This window comes from Streptomyces sp. NPDC051987 (assembly GCF_040680735.1).
Classification (GTDB): domain Bacteria; phylum Actinomycetota; class Actinomycetes; order Streptomycetales; family Streptomycetaceae; genus Streptomyces.
The window spans coordinates 1-15,894 of sequence record NZ_JBFAXI010000139.1 but is presented as its reverse complement, the minus strand read 5'-3'; the positions used below and the strand labels follow the sequence as shown (position 1 = coordinate 15,894).

The following is a 15,894-nucleotide window of genomic DNA, read 5'->3' as shown; positions in this document are numbered from 1 at the left end:
GTCCCGGCACTCCCGGCCCCGAGACCGCCAGTTCCGGGACTCCCGGTCCCACGGCCGCCGGTCCCGGCACTCCGGGCCCCGAGACCGCCAGTTCCGGGACTCCCGGTCCCACGGCCGCCGGTCCCGGCACTCCGGGCCCCGAGACCGCCAGTTCCCGGACTCCCGGTCCTACGGCCGCCGGTCCCGGCACTCCGGGCCCCGAGACCGCCAGTTCCCGGACTCCCGGTCCTACGGCTGCCGGTTCCGGGACTCCCGGTCCCACGGCACCCGGCCCGGAGACACCCGGCCTGGAGACACCCGGCCTGGAGACACCCGGCCCCGAGGCCCTGCCCGCGGCCGGCTGCGTGGTCCCGGACCCCGGTCCCGTCTCGGACCCGGAACCCGTCTCGGGCCTGGTCCCGGTCCCAGGGGCCTCCTCCGGGACCGGTAATGGCGGCGTACCGACGCTTCTCGCTGTGCTGCGGGCCCTGGACAGCGGTCCGCGTGGACTGAGCGAGGGGCAGGCAGAGGAGCGGCTGCTCCGGTTCGGCGAGAACACCGTCCCGGACACTCACCGGCCCTCCTGGGCACGGTTGTTCGTCCGCAGCCTGCGGGATCCCTTCACCGCCGTGCTGGCCTGCCTCGGCCTGGTCTCGGCGGTGGTCTTCGCGTGGGGGACCGCGTCCGTGATCCTGCTGCTGGTCGTGGTGAGCTGCGCGTTGCGGGCCACCGGTGAGCACCGGGCGGACCGGTCCATGACCGGGTTGCGTGAACTGGTCGCCACCACGGCGTCCGTGCTGCGGCGGCGGGACGACCCGGACGCCGAACCGGCCTACCGCGAGGTCCCGGTGGCCGAGCTGGTCCCCGGCGACATCGTCCGCCTCGGTCCGGGCGATCTGGTCCCCGCGGACGTACGGCTGCTGCGGGCCGGTGGCCTGACGGTGCACCAGGCGGCGCTGACGGGCGAGTCCGCGCCGGTCGGCAAGCACGCCGGCGATCCGCCCGGCACGACCGGGCCGGGGGCCGGGGTGTTCGAACAGCCGCAGCTCTGCTTCCAGGGCAGCAGCGTCGCCTCGGGCAGCGCCACGGCGGTGGTCACCGAGACCGGCCCGCGCACCCGTTTCGCCGGCGCGCGGTCCGCGGCCGTACGGCACGAGGCGAGCGCGTTCGACAGTTCCGTGCACGGCATCGCCTGGATCCTGATCCGGTTCATGCTGCTCACCCCGCCCCTGGTCCTCATGGCCAACGCGGCCCTGCGCGACCGCGGCCTGGAGACCCTGCCGTTCGCGGTCGCCGTGGCGGTCGGGCTGACCCCGGAGATGCTGCCGGTCCTCGTCACCACCTGCCTGGCCCGCGGCGCCGCGCTGCTCGCCCGCGCCCACGGGGTGATCGTCAAGCGGCTGCCGGCGCTGCACGACATCGGCGCGATGGACGTGCTGTGCCTGGACAAGACCGGCACCCTCACCCAGGACCGCCCGGTCGTCGACCGCGCCCTCGGCCCGGACGGCCGGGACGACCCCGCCGTACTCGACTGGGCCGCCGTCAACGCCTGGTGGACGCTGCAACTCGCCGACCTGCCCGCCCCCGACGCCCTCGACGAAGCGCTCCTGGACACCGCCGACGAGGACGACCTCATGGCGTACGACGGAACGGCGGCCGTGCCCTTCGACCCGCTGCGCCGGATCGCCACCGCTGTCGTACGGACCCCGGGCCGGCTCGGCACCCACACCCTGGTCGTCAAGGGCGACGTCGACGCCGTACTCGAACGCTGCGTGCTCGACGACGCCGAGCGGATCCGGCTGCGCGCCCTCGCCGCGCGCCAGGCCGACGACGGCCTGCGGGTGCTCGCGGTCGCCACCGCCGCGCGCCCGGCCCGCACCCGCGACTACACCCCGGCCGACGAACGCGGCCTCGACTTCCGCGGCCTGGTCACCCTGCGGGACGCCCTCGCGCCCACCGCCGCCGAGGCGCTGGGCGTCTTCGCCGGCCACGGCGTCACCGTCAAGATCCTCACCGGCGACCACCCCGGCACCGCCGCCCGCGCCTGCCGCGACCTGGGCGTGCCCGTCACCGGGGACCAGGTGCTCACCGCCGCCCGCGTCGACGGCCTCACCGACGCCGAACTCGCCGCGCTGGCCCGCCGTACGACCGTCTTCGCCCGCTGCACCCCCGACCACAAGGCCCGGATCATCCGTGCCCTGCGAGCCGACGGGCACACCGTCGGCTTCCTCGGGGACGGCGTCAACGACCTGCCGGCCCTGCGCACCGCCGACGTCGGCATCGCCCCGCGCGGGGCCGCCGACGTGGCCCGCGAGACCGCCGACGTGGTGCTCGCCGAGAAGGATCTCACCGCGGTCGCCCGCGCGGTCACCGCGGGCCGGCGCGCGAGCGTCGACATCGCCACCTATCTGCGGGTCACCCTGTCCTCCAACCTCGGCAACGTCATCGCCATGCTCGGCGCGGGCCTGCTCCTGCCGTTCCTGCCGATGCTCCCGGCCCAGGTCCTCACCCAGAACCTGTGCTTCGACGCGGCCCAGCTCGCCTTCGCCTACGACCGTCCGCGCTCCCCGGCGCCGCGCCGGCCGACCGTGCTCGACCCCCGCGCGCTGCTCCGCTTCATCACCGGTTTCGGGGCGCTCAACGCGGCCGCCGACCTGGCCACCTTCGCTGTCCTCGCGCGCGCCCCGCACGGGCCGGGCACCGCGGTGGACCCGTCGGTGTTCCACTCCGGCTGGTTCACCGAGAACCTGCTCAGCCAGGCCCTGGTCATGCTGCTGCTGCGACCGGGACGGGCCGGTGCCGGGCGGCGCGGACCCGGACCGGTCGCCTGCGCGGCGGCGGCCCTGGCCGTGATCGGACTGCTGCTGCCGCCGTCCCCGCTCGGGCCGCCCCTCGGCCTGACCGCCCTCCCGGCGGTCTCCTACCCGCTGCTCGCCGCCGTTCTCGTGCTCTACGCCGCCGGACTCCTGACCGCCCGGCTGCGGTACGAGCGGCGAGCGCGTCGGTCCCGGCCACCGGAGAATCGGTCCCGGCCACCGGAGAAGGCGTTCAGCGGGTACCGCTAGCGTGCGTCACCATGACACGCGCTTGGATCCTGCCCTCGCTGTTCGCGCTCTGCGGTGCGGCCGCCGCGACCGATCTGCTCCTCAGGGGCGAGCCCGCCACGGCCACCACACTGCTGCTGGTGTTCCTGCTGCTGGCAGGCGTGAACTCGCCCCTGATCTTCCCGAGGTCGATCGACGCCCTGGAGGCGCAGCGCCGCAGCGCGGTCGACGGCCGGCCGATCGTCTTCTGGCGGCCGGGCTGCACGTACTGCATGCGACTGCGCGTCCGGTTGGGCCGCCGTGCCCGCCGGCTGTACTGGGTCGACATCTGGCGTGACCCCGCCGGAGCGGCGGCGGTCAGGGCGGCGAACGACGGCAACGAAACCGTGCCGACCGTCTTCGTCGCCGGCCGGCCGCACACCAACCCCGACCCCGCCTGGCTGCGCGAACAGCTCTCGCCCCCTGCGTGAGCCAGGGCCACGTCACCGGCGTGCCCCGGCGACACGGTTCTCCCGGCCGGGCGGACGGATCAGCGCAGTCCGGCGAAGAGATCGTTCTCGGGTATGGCAGCGCCGGTGGCGTCCTGGACCCGCAGGAAGGTCTCCACGCCCATCAGTTCGCCGAACCGCTCCTTGCCCATCCTGAGGAAGAAGATGTTCTCGCCCTGGCTGGCGTGCGCGGCCAGGGCGTCGAACTTCTGGCCGCTGAACGCGGTGGTGTCCACCCAGGTGGTGATCTCATCGTCGGGGAGGCCGATCTCGGCCATCGCGGCGGCCTCGGCGGGATCCGGCTCCGGCATGTCGGGGTGGAACTCGCGCATGGCCTCGCCGAACCGCCGCATCATCGAGCGGGGCGCCGTGGTCCAGTACACCTTCGGTGCCGGCCCGGCCATCTCCAGCGCCGCCATCGTGATGCGATGGGCCTGGATGTGGTCGGGGTGGCCATAGAAGCCGTTCTCGTCGTAGGTGACGACCACATCAGGCCGGTAGTGCCGCATGAGCTCCGCGAGCCGGGCGGCGCCTTCCTCCACGGGGGTCCGCCAGAAGGATCCGGGGGCGTCGTTGCCGGGCCAGCCCATCATCCCGGAGTCGGCGTAGCCCAGCATCTCCAGATCGCTGATCTTCAGGACCTCGCAGCTCGCCTCGAGTTCCTGGCGGCGCAGCCGGGCGACCGCTGCCGGATCGTGCCCGGGATCGCCCGGCTTGACGCCCCCCGGTCCGTCACCGCAACCGCCGTCGGTACACGTCACGAGAACCGTGCGGATGCCTTCCGCCGCGTACCGCGCGAGCACCCCTCCGGTCCCGGTCGCCTCGTCGTCGGGGTGCGCGTGAACCGCCATCAGCGTCAAGGGCCGGTCGGTCATGGAACAGTCCTCCTGGAGACATGCGTCGTGCTGCGAGTGTGCTGGGGACGTACCGCGCTTCCGGGGCCCGGATCCCGACAGGTCGAACGACCTCGCGGTCTCCGTGCTCCCCACCCGCCCGGTGCCGGCTCCCCGCCCATGCAACCGCACCGGACGGACCGAGTGTTCCCGCCCCGCCCCTGGCGCGGTCCCCCTGCACCTACGGCCGGCCACCCGACCTCGCCGCCCCCGCCGCGTCGCCCGCCGGCCTCAGCACGGCGAGCTGACCGAACGGACTGTCCTGCGGCTCACCCGCCTTTGCACCGGGGCCAGTCGTCCGGGACAGGAACCCCGCTAGGCCGGCAGCCGGCGTACCACGTCGTCGTCCGTCACCTCGTACACGTCGATCCGCAACAGCCCGCGAACATGCGCGGGAACACGCTCGACGGCCTGCACGGACGAGGACGGCACCACCAGCGCGTACCGCGTCAAGGGTTCCTGGCTCGTCATCCGCCGCAGCAACTGCCCGTAGGCGATGTCGGCGTCGATTCCTCTCTCACTGGTGCGGCCCTTGGCTTCGCAGATCAGCCGCTCATCGCCACGCACGGCTTCGAGATCGGTCCAACGGTCCGTGGAATCAACCGGCGTCCAGCCCTGGGCAAGAAGCCACGTTCGGAAGGCGTCGGTGACCCGGTCCTCGTCGCTGCGGCGCGCCAGGATCCTCCTCAGCGCAGCCAGGTCCGCCTCCTGGTTGCGGCGCAGTCGTCCTCGGCCGTCCGCATCGAGGTCGGCCGGCCGGATCACGATCAGCCGCAGGCCGTGCGCGGGAATCTCCGTTTCGCGGCGGGCGTCGTACAGCGCCCGCTGCTCGCCCCGGTGGACGCCGCTGACGGTGAGCCTGTCGGGCTTGTCGAAGTGGGGAACGGGCCGGTCGTGCTGGTGTTCCCGGTACTCGACCACGAGTCGGTGGCCGGGCCAGTAGGCGTCGACCGGGAGTCTGGCACGTCGGCCGCCCGTCCCGGGATCGCCCTGCAGCCAGTCGAACCTGTGCTGGGTGAGCGCGGTCTCGCCGAGCACCTGGTTGCACAAGCCGACCACGTACGCCTCGTCACTGCGGTCCCTGGTCCCCATGCGCGTGCATCATGCCAGCGTCCACAGGCATCGCGGCAGGCCTTGTGGCGCTGCCGTCACTCCGGCGCGTACGGATGTCAGAGGTCGTCCTCGTCAACGAGTTCGGGTTCGCGGACGTAGGCGAGGTCCAGGACGTAGCGTTCGGTGACGGGGCAGGTGTTCCACGCGTGGGCGAGGTGGTCCTCGAAGGTGTCGTCCGTGGGGTGGTCGAGGCTTCTCTCGTAGTGGTCGCCGGTCGCCCGGCGGCCCTCCCACCAGGTGTACCCCTCGTAGACACCGGGGCGAGGCAGGGCCATCTCTCCTGCCGGTCCGTATTCGAGCTGGTTGACCACGAGAATGCCGGTCTCGGACTCGATACTCACGGGGACCTGGCCTTCGGCGTCGACGGGCGGGGCCGGCGGGGTCTCCCAGACACGGATGGTGACCTCGACGTCGATGGCCGGTTGCAGACTGAGGATGTACAGGCGGTAGCCGTTGCCGGCCACCACCTGCCTGCGGGCAGCGGCCATGGCCTCGCCGTCACCCAGGTAGGCGTCGGCGTCGTACACCTCCACCACGCGACGGCCCGGTGTGGCCTTGCAGCTGTATTCGACCAGGAGCCCCATGTGCCGCGTCCCCTCCGCCAGTTGGTGATCTCTACTCCAGCCGTAGATCGTGGTCTTCACGTCCGATTCGCGTCTTGTCGGCGGTAGTGGCTGGCCTGCGCTCGGGCTTGGTGGCGGCGTCGCCAGGCGGACCAGGCGAGCCGGTGGGTCGCATCGCGGATGGGCCGGACGACGAACGCGGTGAAGAGTCGTTGGATCTCGTTGCAGGTGAGCGGGATCAGTCCGTCCGGAGGGGGTCGGCTGGCGTGTTCGTCAGCGCGGACGACCGCGAGGAAGGCGTGGGCGAGCATGGCCAGGGTGACCCAGCGGGACCATGAGGTGAAGCGGCGGACCTGGTGCTCATCCAGTCCCGCGAGACCCTTTCCGGCCTGGAATGTCTCCGCTACCCGCCATCTCGACCCGGCGACGCGGACCAAGGTGGCCAGGGGCACCGGGGCGGGTGACCAGCAGCGGTAGTAGGCGGTTGCGGCGGATCAACAGCTGATGACTGCCGGGCCGGGATTCGGCCAAGCCGATGACGGCCCAGTCATAGAAGCGGTGCCCCTTGGCTCCAGCCCCGGCCGACAGCTTCTGCCAGGCCCGCTTCGGTACTTTCGCGGCCAGGGTATCCGCGCGGAACTTGTCGGCACCGGTGGTGACTTCGTGGGAGCAGGCGGCGGCGAGGACATAGCCGACTTGGCGCTTCTCCAGCGCGGCCCGTAGCTTCGGGTTGCCGCCGTAGACCTCGTCGCCTGCGACCCAGCCCACGCCGTGTCCGGCGTCGAGGAACCGGTTGATCATGCGGGCGGCTAATTCCGGCTTGGTGGCGAAGACGGTTTCCTCGTCCAGTCCGGCGGCTCGCCAGCGGTCGGGGTTGGTGGTCCACGAGCGTGGGATGTACAGCTCACGGTCCACCGCCGCGTGTCCGCGGCGGCCTGCGTAGACGAGGTAGACGGCGACCTGGGCGTTTTCGATCCTCCCGGCGGTGCCGGTGTACTGGCGCTGGACACCGACGGTGTGCGTGCCTTTCTTCACGTCCCCGGTCTCGTCGACGACCAGCACCGCGTCCCCGTCGTGCAGATGGTCCAGCACGTACTCGCGCACGTCGTCGCGCACGGCGTCGGCATCCCACCTGGCCCGGCCGAGCAGGTGCTGCATGCCGCCCGGACTGGTCTCCCCGGCCCACTCCGCGATGCTCCAGCAGTTCTTGCGCGGCAGGTCCGACAGCAGCCCCAGTACCAAGTCCCGCACCCGGCGGCGCGGTTCGACCCGCGCGAACCGGCCTGCTATCCGGAACATCAGGACCTCGAACGCTTCCTGCCAGCGGGCAGGGTCTACTCCGTGACCCGCGGCCGCCGCGTGATCTTCAGTCTTCACAGAGGGTGGGTGGCTGGTCGTGGACGTGGTCGGCGAGCGCACGCAGTTCGTCGGCGTAAGTGGCCCAGATGTCGCCGACGAGGAAGTGCCCGACGCCTGGCAGGGTGCGCAGGCGGGCGCCGGGGACGGCAGCGGCGATGTCGCGTGCGGCAGACACGCGCAGCAGTGGGTCTCCCAATCCGTGCAGCACCAGGGTCGGTGCGGTGATCCGGGCGAGTAGGCCGCCGTGCCACTTCGCACCGATCTGGCGGCTCTGTGCTTTCTGGTTGCGGAAGCTGGCGACCCGGTGCGCGGCTTCTTTGTTCACGAACTCACGCACGTCGTACTCGTCGATGTGCTGGCCGGATGCGGCCAGGATGCGGGCGACGGCCAGGGCCAGGGACAGGTTGCCCTGTGGGGTCTCGGGGTAATGCAACCTGGCGAAACGGGCCAGGGGTGCCAAGCGCAGGTAGCGCAGGACACTCAGTCCCTTCACGTCGCTGGGCACGGCCGAGGATGTGGTGAGGGTGTGCACGCGTCGTGGATGGCGGATCGCGATGCGCTGCGCTACGAGCCCGCCCATGGAGTGGCCGAAAAGGTGGGCGCGCTCCCAGCCGAGTGCGTTGAGAACGGCGACCGCATCGTCGGTCAGGTCCTCGGCGCTGTAGGCCGGGGGCGCGTGGCGCAGTAGGGCTGCGACCGGTGGGCCCTCACGCCGGTCGGGCAGGTGCGCGGATTGGCCGGCGTCGCGGTGGTCGTAGGCCACGACGTGGAAGCCGCGGTGGACCAGTTCCTCCACCAGTCCGTCCGGCCACCAGAATCGCGAGGTTCCCAGTCCCATCACTAGCAGCAGGGGGTCGCCGCCCGCCCCGCCGAGGTCTTCGTAGGCGAGCTGGATTTCGTCGTTGTGCGCGAAGCGCGGCATTGCAACTCTCTCCAATCGATTGCAAACGCCGTTCGCGAACACCGTACTCGGAAATGTAGAGTGGCGGCAACGCGGGAGGTGACAGTGGTGGGACAGCAAGAACCAGTGATCTGGCTGCGGCCGGAACAGGCACCGGTCGGACGCCCGGCCGAGCGCAGCCGCGCCGAAATCACCGCCGCCGCAGTGGAACTGGCCGACCGGGAGGGCTTGGATGCCGTCTCCATGCGCCGCCTCGCCGCGACCCTTGGCACCGGTGCCGCCTCGCTCTACCGCTATGTGGCCAACCGTGACGACCTGCTCGACCTGATGATCGACAGCACCGCTGGCGAATACCACCTGCCTGCTCCAACCGGCGACTGGCAGGCGGACCTTCTGGAAATCGCTCACCAGGCCCGACGGATCATGCGACGCCACCCCTGGCTGCCGATCCTGGTCGTCACGCGTCCGACCCTCGGCCCGCACGGGATCGACCTGCTTGAACACCTATTCGACGTACTCGCCGACCATCCGGCCGAGCCCGCCCACAAACTCGAGGCATTCGCCGTACTGAACGCGCTGACCTCGCTGTTCGTCCAGAACGAACTGGCTGCATCGGACCCCGGTGCCCAGCGCCAGTCCTCCTACCTGCGTCACACGGCCACCACCGGCACCCACCCCCGCATCGCCGCAATGCTCGCCGCCACCCAGCCCGAACACACCTCCCACGACCGGTTCGCCACCGTACTCACCCGCGCCCTCACCGGTGTGCTGGGCTGACTCCACCGCAGCCTCATCGCACGACCGAGGACCCGAACACCGGCACCCCGACCGCCCTGGCTCACATCAAAGCAGGAGATCGGCGGAAACCGGACCTCGCTCAACTTCGCCCAGGACCTGGCGCCATAGCCGCCTCCGCACCTGCCCAGACCGGCAAGATCATGATCTACGACTGGAGTATCTCCCAGCCCAAAACAAGTCAGCCACCTACTCACGTGAGTAGGTGGCTGATCTGCTGTTTCGGCTGTCGGGGTGGCGGGATTTGAACCCACGTCCCGAACGCGATCAGGTGGCACGTGGACTGCCCCTCAGGCCAGTGGCCTGCTCATTTTCGCTCTGGCGTTGTCCATTACGATCCAGAAGGGTGTACATGAGGCTGTCTCGTTTGGCCCCCTGTTTGGCCCCCTGAGCTGATGCGTTTGGACTGCTCAACGACGGTGGGACGTCCTAGTACTCCAGCCGTAGATCGTGATCTTTATGGTTGGGAGGCCGCTTGCCGTCGGTAGTGGGAGGCGCGGGCGCGGGCTTGATGCCGGCGTCGCCACTGCGACCAGCGGAGTCGATGCGCAAGATCGTGGACCGTGTTGATCAGCGCGGCGAACAGGTGCTGGATCTCGCTACCAGTCAGAGGGATCAGGTCGGCTGGCGCAGGCTGGTCGCGGCGTTCGGCGGCTGCGGTGACGGCCAGGAAAGCGTGGGCGAGCATGGCGAGGGTGACCCAGCGGTGCCAGGAGGTCCAGCGACGAACCTGGTGCTCGTCCAGGCCGGCCAGGCCCTTGCTGGCCTGGAAGATCTCCTCCACCGTCCAGCGCCGCCCAGCCACCCGCACCAACTCGGACAGTGGCACCGGATAGGGGGAGAAGCAGCGGTAGAAGGCGAGTTCGCCGCTTCGGCGATTGCGGCGGATCAGCAGCCACCAGTGGCCGGGTCGTCCGTCCGGTCCGGTGATGTCGAGCTGGGCCCAGTCGTAGTACCGCTCGCCTTTCGCGCCGGCTCCGGCCGACAGCCCCTGCCAAGCCCGCCGGGGGATCCGCGGAACCAGTGCTCTTGCCTGGAACTTGCCTGCGCGTGTGGCGACTTGATGGGTGCTGGAGACGGCCAGGACGTAACTGATCGGACGGGCTTCCAGGGCGGACCGAAGATGCGGGTTGTCGCCGTAGACCTCGTCGCCCGCGACCCACTGGGCAGGCGTCCCCGCGTCCAACGCCCGCAGGATCATTCTGGCGGCGAGCTGGGGTTTGGTCGCGAAGGAGAGGTCGTCGGGAATGCCGGCGGCCCGGCAGCGGTCCGGGTCATCGGTCCACGAGCGCGGCACGTAAAGGGCCCGGTCGATCGCGGCGTGACCGTGTTCGGCTGAGTAGACCAGGTAGACGGCGACCTGGGCGTTCTCGATCCGTCCAGCGGTGCCGGTGTACTGGCGCTGAACGCCCACTGTTGCGGTGCCCTTCTTCAGGTCACCGGTCTCGTCGACCACGAGCACGGCCTCGTCGTCGCGCAGGTGCTCGACCACGTAGGAGCGCAGGTCGTCACGGACCGCATCGGCGTCCCACTTCGCGCGGTGCAGCAGGTGCTGCATGCCGTCCGGGCTGGCGTCGCCTGCGTGTTCGGCCAGGGTCCAGCAGTTCTTGCGCGGCAGGTCCGACAGGAGCCCGAGTACCAACCGCCCTACCCGGCGGCGTGGTTCAACCCTGGCGAACCGGCCTGCTATCCGCCTCATCAGACCCTCGAACGCTTCCTGCCATCGGGCGGGTACTACGCTGGCGCCCGAGGCTGCCGCGTGATCATTGGATGTCCACACAACACCTAATGATCATCGGCGGCCTCACCTGCTTGGACGCCATCGGAACCAGTAGTTGAGCCCCTCGACCCGGTAGCGAGCACCCGCGTCGAGCCGCAGTTCGCCCACAAGCCGACGCGCGTCGTCCGGTGCCTGGCGGTGCGGGGCCAGTAGCAGTGTCAGTTCGTCGTAGCGGGCATCGATTCCCCCGTGACCCGGATGGCTCTCAGAGGTGACCGTCCCGGCCTCATAGCGCTGGTTCCACCGGGCGAAGATCGCCCATTGCTCGCGCTCCAGCTCCACCGCGGCCTCGTCGGCGGGCCAAACACGGTACTCGTTGGCTTCGTCGGCGTGGTCGTAGTCGTCGTTCTGAAAGTAGTGGGGCTTGCCGTCTACGTCAGCGAGGCCGAAGCGGGGGCCGTCGTACCACTCCAACTCGACGTACACACGCTCAAAGCCGTCCGCGATCAGCTGCACTTCGTCCCAGGTCTCAGCCACGTAGGCAGACTACCGACGAGCAGCCTCCGCTCCGTGATCACGATCTACGGCTGGAGTACTAGAGATGGGCCATGGCCTGCACGTCAAATCTGCGATCGCAGAGAAATCCCTGCTGAGGTCCGTTGTCATCTTCCGAGCATCTGCATGGCAAGGCTAACGGAAGTGAGTAGCGGTACTCCCACTTCTCCTGCTGCGATTGCGATTCGGCGAAGCCTGCTCAGAGTGCTCGGGCCCAACCCGCTCTGACCTATTTCATCCAGCGAGTCATCGATCGCTTGGCGTTCCGCAGTCGAAACGTGATCTCGCAGATATCGTGCTGCGCGGATCAGGTCCTGTAATTCTGAACCGGACTGACTATTGTTCTCGATCTTGCCGATTGCATTGTCTCCCGTGATCTTGAAATTGTCGCCGACGTGCACCTTGTCGCTCACTTCATCACCCTGATCGCTGTGCCGTTTGGACCGTTGACGCTGATGTTGTCCCCGAGGTGAAACTTCTCAATGGAGATTTGGAATTCCGCTAGTGGGTTGTCGATCGCCGATGTGATTTCCATGGCGATCTTGCGGAGTTGCGTGAGATTCTTGGACGCGATCGCAACGCCAGATAGCCCGGCGCTTACCACAAGGATTCTCACTGTGTATTTGACGTACAGGCGCCTGGCAGCCTGACAGATCCCTATAGGTAACAGGATCACTACGGCAATGGTGGCGATCGCTATCGGGAGATTCAGGTCGCTTGCATGTTCTCTCGCGAAGTCCGCTGGGGCGCCTGACAGTGCGGCCGTTTGTGAATCACTTGCCATACCAAGCGCTACCCGGACAGCTATGGCAGAGAGGCCAGCCCCTAGGACTTGGGGGAAGTTGAATCCGTACTCAACTATCTGGGTGCTTGAAATGTTGTGCATCGGGAAAGAGCTATCGTCGACTGATAGGATTCTCCGACTGACTTTAATGTTGACGTTGCGGCTCAACTTGCCCCCGCGCCCTCTGTGTACCATAAAATGATCAAGAAGGAGGTATAGCTGAATATTCTCAGGGATCGAAGGCATTAGCAATCGTCGCGTTGGGATTTCCTTTCAGGCGGGGGGGCGTGTGAGCGCACGATTGGACTTCTCCGCTTGTTGCACGGCGCACGATTCCGCTTGCGCGCCCCCCTGGTTCCTTGAGGGCGGAGGTGTTGCAAGGCCGTGGTCCACGAGACCAGTGGGCGGCGTAATGGCCGTTACCCGCCGCCTCGTGACTGCCAGCCCCTCGCCCCACTCGATCAGGTAGCGGCCGACTGTCGGCGCAAGCACGTTGAGCGACTTGCGCAGCTCGGCAGGGACATGAGGAAAGGGGCTCAGCAAGCTCGCGCTCGGTTCGGCGGAGCGGGGACACCAAGACCCGGAAGTCCCGGCGCACCCTCGCCCTGCCGGCGCGCTGCGTCGAAGCTCTCTGGCAGCAGTTCGAAGATCAGGGCTGGGACCGGCTCGCCGCTGAGGACACGTGGGAGGAACACGGGCTTGTCTTCTCCTCGGCCGTCGGCAAGCCGCTCGACGCTGCCAACGTTCGCCGCGCCTTCCGCCAGGCGCTCAAGGACGTCGACGGGATCAACGCCGACGAGTGGACGCCCCGGGAGCTCCGGCACAGCTTCGTGTCGCTGCTCTCCGACCGGGGCGTCCCGCTGGAGGAGATCTCCCGGCTTGTCGGCCATTCGGGTACGGCCGTGACCGAGGAGGTGTATCGCAAGCAGATCCGGCCCGTGATCCAGACTGGCGCGGTGGTCATGGACGGGATCTTCGGCGCTGACCCGCAGCGGTCGTAGACACTCGGGAATCGACAGTCACGCAGATAGACACGCAGCCCCAAACAAGTCAGCCACCTACTCACGTGAGTAGGTGGCTGATCTGCTGTTTCGGCTGTCGGGGTGGCGGGATTTGAACCCACGACCTCTTCGTCCCGAACGAAGCGCGCTGCCAAGCTGCGCTACACCCCGGCGTCGCTGCTGTGGTGCTTGTCGCGGCGACGTCGTTTACTTTAGCCCACTGGTGGCTGGAGACGAAATCCGGTTTAGGGGCGGCGGCCGACGGGGTTCGGGCGGATGTGGTCCAGGGCTACCAGGAGGACCGCCAGGGTGTAGCCGGCGAGCCCCACGAGGAGGGCGTTGGCGAGGGTGGCGCGGTAGCTGTGCTGCTCGGCGTCGAGGAAGGGGTAGAGGTAGCGGCCCGGCGTTCCGGGCACGAGCAGCTCGGCTCGGGTGAGGTAGAACGCCAGGAAGGCCAGGGGGTACAGCATCCACGCCGCCGTCTGGCGGAAGTGCAGGCGGCCCGGCGGCGTGAGCAGCAGCCAGTCCAGGAGCGCCGCCGCGGGAGCCGCCGTGTAGAGGAGCTGCAGCGCCAGCCACTGGCCGTGCCAGGTGAGCGGCGGGTGCGCCGCGCCCGTCATCGAGAACGGCGGGGTCGTGTGGCCCAGGAGCAGGTGGTAGACGAGGGACGAGATCACCGCGTAGAGCAGCGCCGCACCTGTCAGGGCCGACGGGACGGGACGGCCCGCCTGCCAGGCCCTGCGGGCCGACGCGAGGCTGACCAGGGCCAGGATCACCGCCGCCTGGACTCCGAAGTAGCTCATGATCCGGTCCGGGCTGCCCAGCAGCAGCTCCAGGGCCACGCCCGCGGACGCCAGCACGGCCGTCAGGAGACGGAACACCGCGGTCACGGGGCGACGGACGGGGGCGACCACCGCCGTCGCCGGGACGTACCCGGGCATCAGCACGGGCGTGCCCGGGACGGCGGGGAGGTCGGGTATGTCCCGGGGTATCGGGGGAGTCGTCATGCCCTCAAAGTAGGAAAAGAGGGCATGTACGGCATGCCGGGTGCGCCGGGTGGGTTACTCCCGGGGCGCGTGTCGTCTAGTCCCGGCCCACCAGCGTCAGCAGCGTCGCCTCGGGCGGGCACGCGAAGCGGACCGGGGTGTAGCGGTTGGTGCCGCAGCCGGCCGAGACGTGGAGGTAGGACGTACGGCCCTCCGCCATGTGCCGGGAGAGGCCCTTCACCCGGTCCGTGTCCAGGTCGCAGTTGGTGACCAGGGCGCCGTAGAAGGGGACGCAGATCTGGCCGCCGTGGGTGTGGCCAGCCAGCACCAGGGGGTAGCCGTCGGCCGTGAAGGAGTCCAGGACCCGCAGGTACGGGGCGTGCACGACGCCCATCGAGAAGTCCGCCGTACCGGACGGGCCGCCCGCCACCTGCGGGTAGCGGTCCCGCTTGATGTGCGGGTCGTCCAGGCCCGTCAGCTCCACCGACACGCCCTCGATCTTCAGGACGCCCCTGGTGTTCGTCAGGTTCAGCCACCCCGCGCCGTCGAAGCCGTCCCGCAGGTCCTCCCACGGGTTGTGGATCGCGCCGACGACCGGCGGGTTGCCGTTCAAGCCGTGCCTGCCGCTCACCTTCTCCAGCAGGTAGCGGGCGGGGTTGCGGGGCCTGGGGCCGTAGTAGTCGTTGGAACCGAAGACGTACGCCCCCGGGAACTCCATCAGCGGGCCCAGCGCGTCCAGCACCTCGGGGACGGCCTCCGGGTCGGACAGGTTGTCGCCCGTGTTGATCACGAAGTCCGGGCGCAGGCCCGCCAGCGACTGCAGCCACCGCTGCTTCTTGCGCTGGTCGCCGACCATGTGGATGTCGGAGACCTGGAGAACCCGCAGCGGGCGCATCCCCGGCGGCAGGACCGGGACCGTCACCCGGCGCAGACGGAACGAACGGACCTCGACACCGGCCGCGTACAACACTCCGGCGGCGCCGAACGCCGCGATTCCCAGGGGTACTCCGTAACGAGCGCGCATACGACCATCGTGTCAGACGCGGGGAGGAGGCCGAGACCGCCCACCGCGACGGGGCACAGGGGGCCGGGTGCGGGGGGCGGGTAAAACGGTGGGCGGTCCGGCTGGGGCACCTGCGACAATCGGTGCCATGACCACCACGCTCAAGTCGAAGCTGCAGGACGACCTCAACGCCGCCATCAAGGGGCGCGACGAGCTCCGCTCGGCCACCCTCCGGATGACGCTCGCCGCGATCACCACCGAAGAGGTCGCGGGCAAGGAGAAGCGTCAGCTCTCCGACGATGAGGTGCTCAAGGTGATCGCCAAGGAAGCGAAGAAGCGCCGGGAGGCGGCCGAGGCCTTCACCCAGGGCGGCCGCGCCGAGAGCGCCGAGCGGGAGAAGGCGGAGGGCGAGGTCCTCGCCGAGTACCTGCCGAAGCAGCTCAGCGACGAGGAGCTGGAGGGGATCGTCGCCGAGGCCGTCGAGGAGGCGAGGGCGGCGGGTGCCGAGGGGCCGCGGGCGATGGGCGCCGTCATGAAGATCGTGAACCCGAAGGTGGCCGGCCTGGCCGAGGGCGGGCGCGTCGCCGCCGCGGTGAAGAAGCGGCTCCAGGGCTGAGGCAGCGGCTCCAGGGCTGAAGCAGCGGCTCCAGGGCTGAGGCGACGCAACGGCCGCACGGCGGTACAGCGGCGGTACGGCGACACAGCGGTAC

The 15,894-nt window shown here is 69.5% G+C and carries 14 protein-coding genes, 1 tRNA gene and 2 pseudogenes; 5 read left to right on the top strand and 12 right to left on the bottom strand.

Annotation, left to right across the window (positions count from 1 at the left end; all coding sequences use genetic code 11):
* Positions 1 to 392 precede the first annotated feature (392 nt).
* Positions 393 to 3,044 (top strand): magnesium-translocating P-type ATPase, encoded by a 2,652-nt coding sequence (gene mgtA, locus AB0M11_RS38995; protein ID WP_365713285.1) that lies wholly within the window; start codon positions 393 to 395, stop codon positions 3,042 to 3,044.
* 11 nt (positions 3,045 to 3,055) lie between these two features.
* Positions 3,056 to 3,493 carry a glutaredoxin domain-containing protein gene (locus tag AB0M11_RS38990; protein ID WP_365713277.1) on the top strand — a complete coding sequence of 146 codons (438 nt, stop codon included), beginning with the start codon at positions 3,056 to 3,058 and terminating at the stop codon, positions 3,491 to 3,493.
* 59 nt (positions 3,494 to 3,552) lie between these two features.
* On the opposite strand, the gene AB0M11_RS38985 is transcribed toward AB0M11_RS38990, so the two are convergent.
* From AB0M11_RS38985 to AB0M11_RS38965, 5 genes and pseudogenes are all read right to left on the bottom strand, one after another.
* Positions 3,553 to 4,386, bottom strand: a complete 834-nt coding sequence (locus tag AB0M11_RS38985; protein ID WP_365713275.1) for a PIG-L family deacetylase — start codon at positions 4,384 to 4,386, stop codon at positions 3,553 to 3,555.
* Between the two features lie 333 nt (positions 4,387 to 4,719).
* On the bottom strand, positions 4,720 to 5,496 hold the full coding sequence (locus tag AB0M11_RS38980) for a hypothetical protein (protein ID WP_365713274.1): 777 nt from the start codon (positions 5,494 to 5,496) through the stop codon (positions 4,720 to 4,722).
* Positions 5,497 to 5,573: 77 nt separating this feature from the next.
* On the bottom strand, positions 5,574 to 6,161 hold the full coding sequence (locus AB0M11_RS38975; RefSeq protein ID WP_365713273.1) for a hypothetical protein: 588 nt from the start codon (positions 6,159 to 6,161) through the stop codon (positions 5,574 to 5,576).
* Positions 6,158 to 7,379: pseudogene (locus AB0M11_RS38970) on the bottom strand (IS701 family transposase). The gene AB0M11_RS38975 and the pseudogene AB0M11_RS38970 overlap by 4 nt, the downstream one beginning before the upstream one ends.
* Before the next feature lie 67 nt (positions 7,380 to 7,446).
* On the bottom strand, positions 7,447 to 8,361 hold the full coding sequence (locus AB0M11_RS38965) for an alpha/beta fold hydrolase (RefSeq protein ID WP_365713271.1): 915 nt from the start codon (positions 8,359 to 8,361) through the stop codon (positions 7,447 to 7,449).
* A gap of 87 nt (positions 8,362 to 8,448) precedes the next feature.
* Here AB0M11_RS38965 and AB0M11_RS38960 point away from each other — a divergent pair, with 87 nt between their 5' ends.
* The gene (locus tag AB0M11_RS38960; RefSeq protein ID WP_365713269.1) at positions 8,449 to 9,117 is read left to right on the top strand and encodes a TetR/AcrR family transcriptional regulator; all 669 of its coding nucleotides are present in this window, start codon (positions 8,449 to 8,451) and stop codon (positions 9,115 to 9,117) included.
* Positions 9,118 to 9,592: 475 nt separating this feature from the next.
* On the opposite strand, the gene AB0M11_RS38955 is transcribed toward AB0M11_RS38960, so the two are convergent.
* From AB0M11_RS38955 to AB0M11_RS38940, 4 genes are all read right to left on the bottom strand, one after another.
* On the bottom strand, positions 9,593 to 10,834 hold the full coding sequence (locus tag AB0M11_RS38955) for an IS701 family transposase (protein WP_365713283.1): 1,242 nt from the start codon (positions 10,832 to 10,834) through the stop codon (positions 9,593 to 9,595).
* A 105-nt stretch (positions 10,835 to 10,939) separates the two neighbouring features.
* Positions 10,940 to 11,392 carry a hypothetical protein gene (locus AB0M11_RS38950; protein WP_365713266.1) on the bottom strand — a complete coding sequence of 151 codons (453 nt, stop codon included), beginning with the start codon at positions 11,390 to 11,392 and terminating at the stop codon, positions 10,940 to 10,942.
* 125 nt (positions 11,393 to 11,517) lie between these two features.
* Positions 11,518 to 11,823, bottom strand: a complete 306-nt coding sequence (locus AB0M11_RS38945) for a hypothetical protein (RefSeq protein WP_365713264.1) — start codon at positions 11,821 to 11,823, stop codon at positions 11,518 to 11,520.
* Complete coding sequence (locus AB0M11_RS38940; protein WP_365713281.1) at positions 11,820 to 12,389, bottom strand: DUF6232 family protein; 570 nt, start codon at positions 12,387 to 12,389, stop codon at positions 11,820 to 11,822. The genes AB0M11_RS38945 and AB0M11_RS38940 overlap by 4 nt, the downstream gene beginning before the upstream one ends.
* A gap of 353 nt (positions 12,390 to 12,742) precedes the next feature.
* Here AB0M11_RS38940 and AB0M11_RS38935 point away from each other — a divergent pair.
* Positions 12,743 to 13,195, top strand: a pseudogene (locus AB0M11_RS38935) (tyrosine-type recombinase/integrase); the annotation flags it as partial.
* A gap of 97 nt (positions 13,196 to 13,292) precedes the next feature.
* Here AB0M11_RS38935 and AB0M11_RS38930 read toward each other — a convergent pair.
* The 3 genes from AB0M11_RS38930 to AB0M11_RS38920 all read right to left on the bottom strand — a co-directional run bounded on the left by AB0M11_RS38930 (position 13,293) and on the right by AB0M11_RS38920 (position 15,205).
* A tRNA-Pro gene (locus AB0M11_RS38930) sits at positions 13,293 to 13,366 on the bottom strand.
* Positions 13,367 to 13,440: 74 nt separating this feature from the next.
* A complete protein-coding gene (locus AB0M11_RS38925) occupies positions 13,441 to 14,202 on the bottom strand; it encodes a Pr6Pr family membrane protein (RefSeq protein ID WP_365713262.1) in 762 nt (253 codons plus the stop codon).
* 76 nt (positions 14,203 to 14,278) lie between these two features.
* Positions 14,279 to 15,205 carry a metallophosphoesterase gene (locus AB0M11_RS38920; RefSeq protein ID WP_365713260.1) on the bottom strand — a complete coding sequence of 309 codons (927 nt, stop codon included), beginning with the start codon at positions 15,203 to 15,205 and terminating at the stop codon, positions 14,279 to 14,281.
* Between the two features lie 127 nt (positions 15,206 to 15,332).
* Here AB0M11_RS38920 and AB0M11_RS38915 point away from each other — a divergent pair, with 127 nt between their 5' ends.
* On the top strand, positions 15,333 to 15,800 hold the full coding sequence (locus AB0M11_RS38915) for a GatB/YqeY domain-containing protein (RefSeq protein WP_365713257.1): 468 nt from the start codon (positions 15,333 to 15,335) through the stop codon (positions 15,798 to 15,800).
* Positions 15,801 to 15,894: the final 94 nt, after the last annotated feature.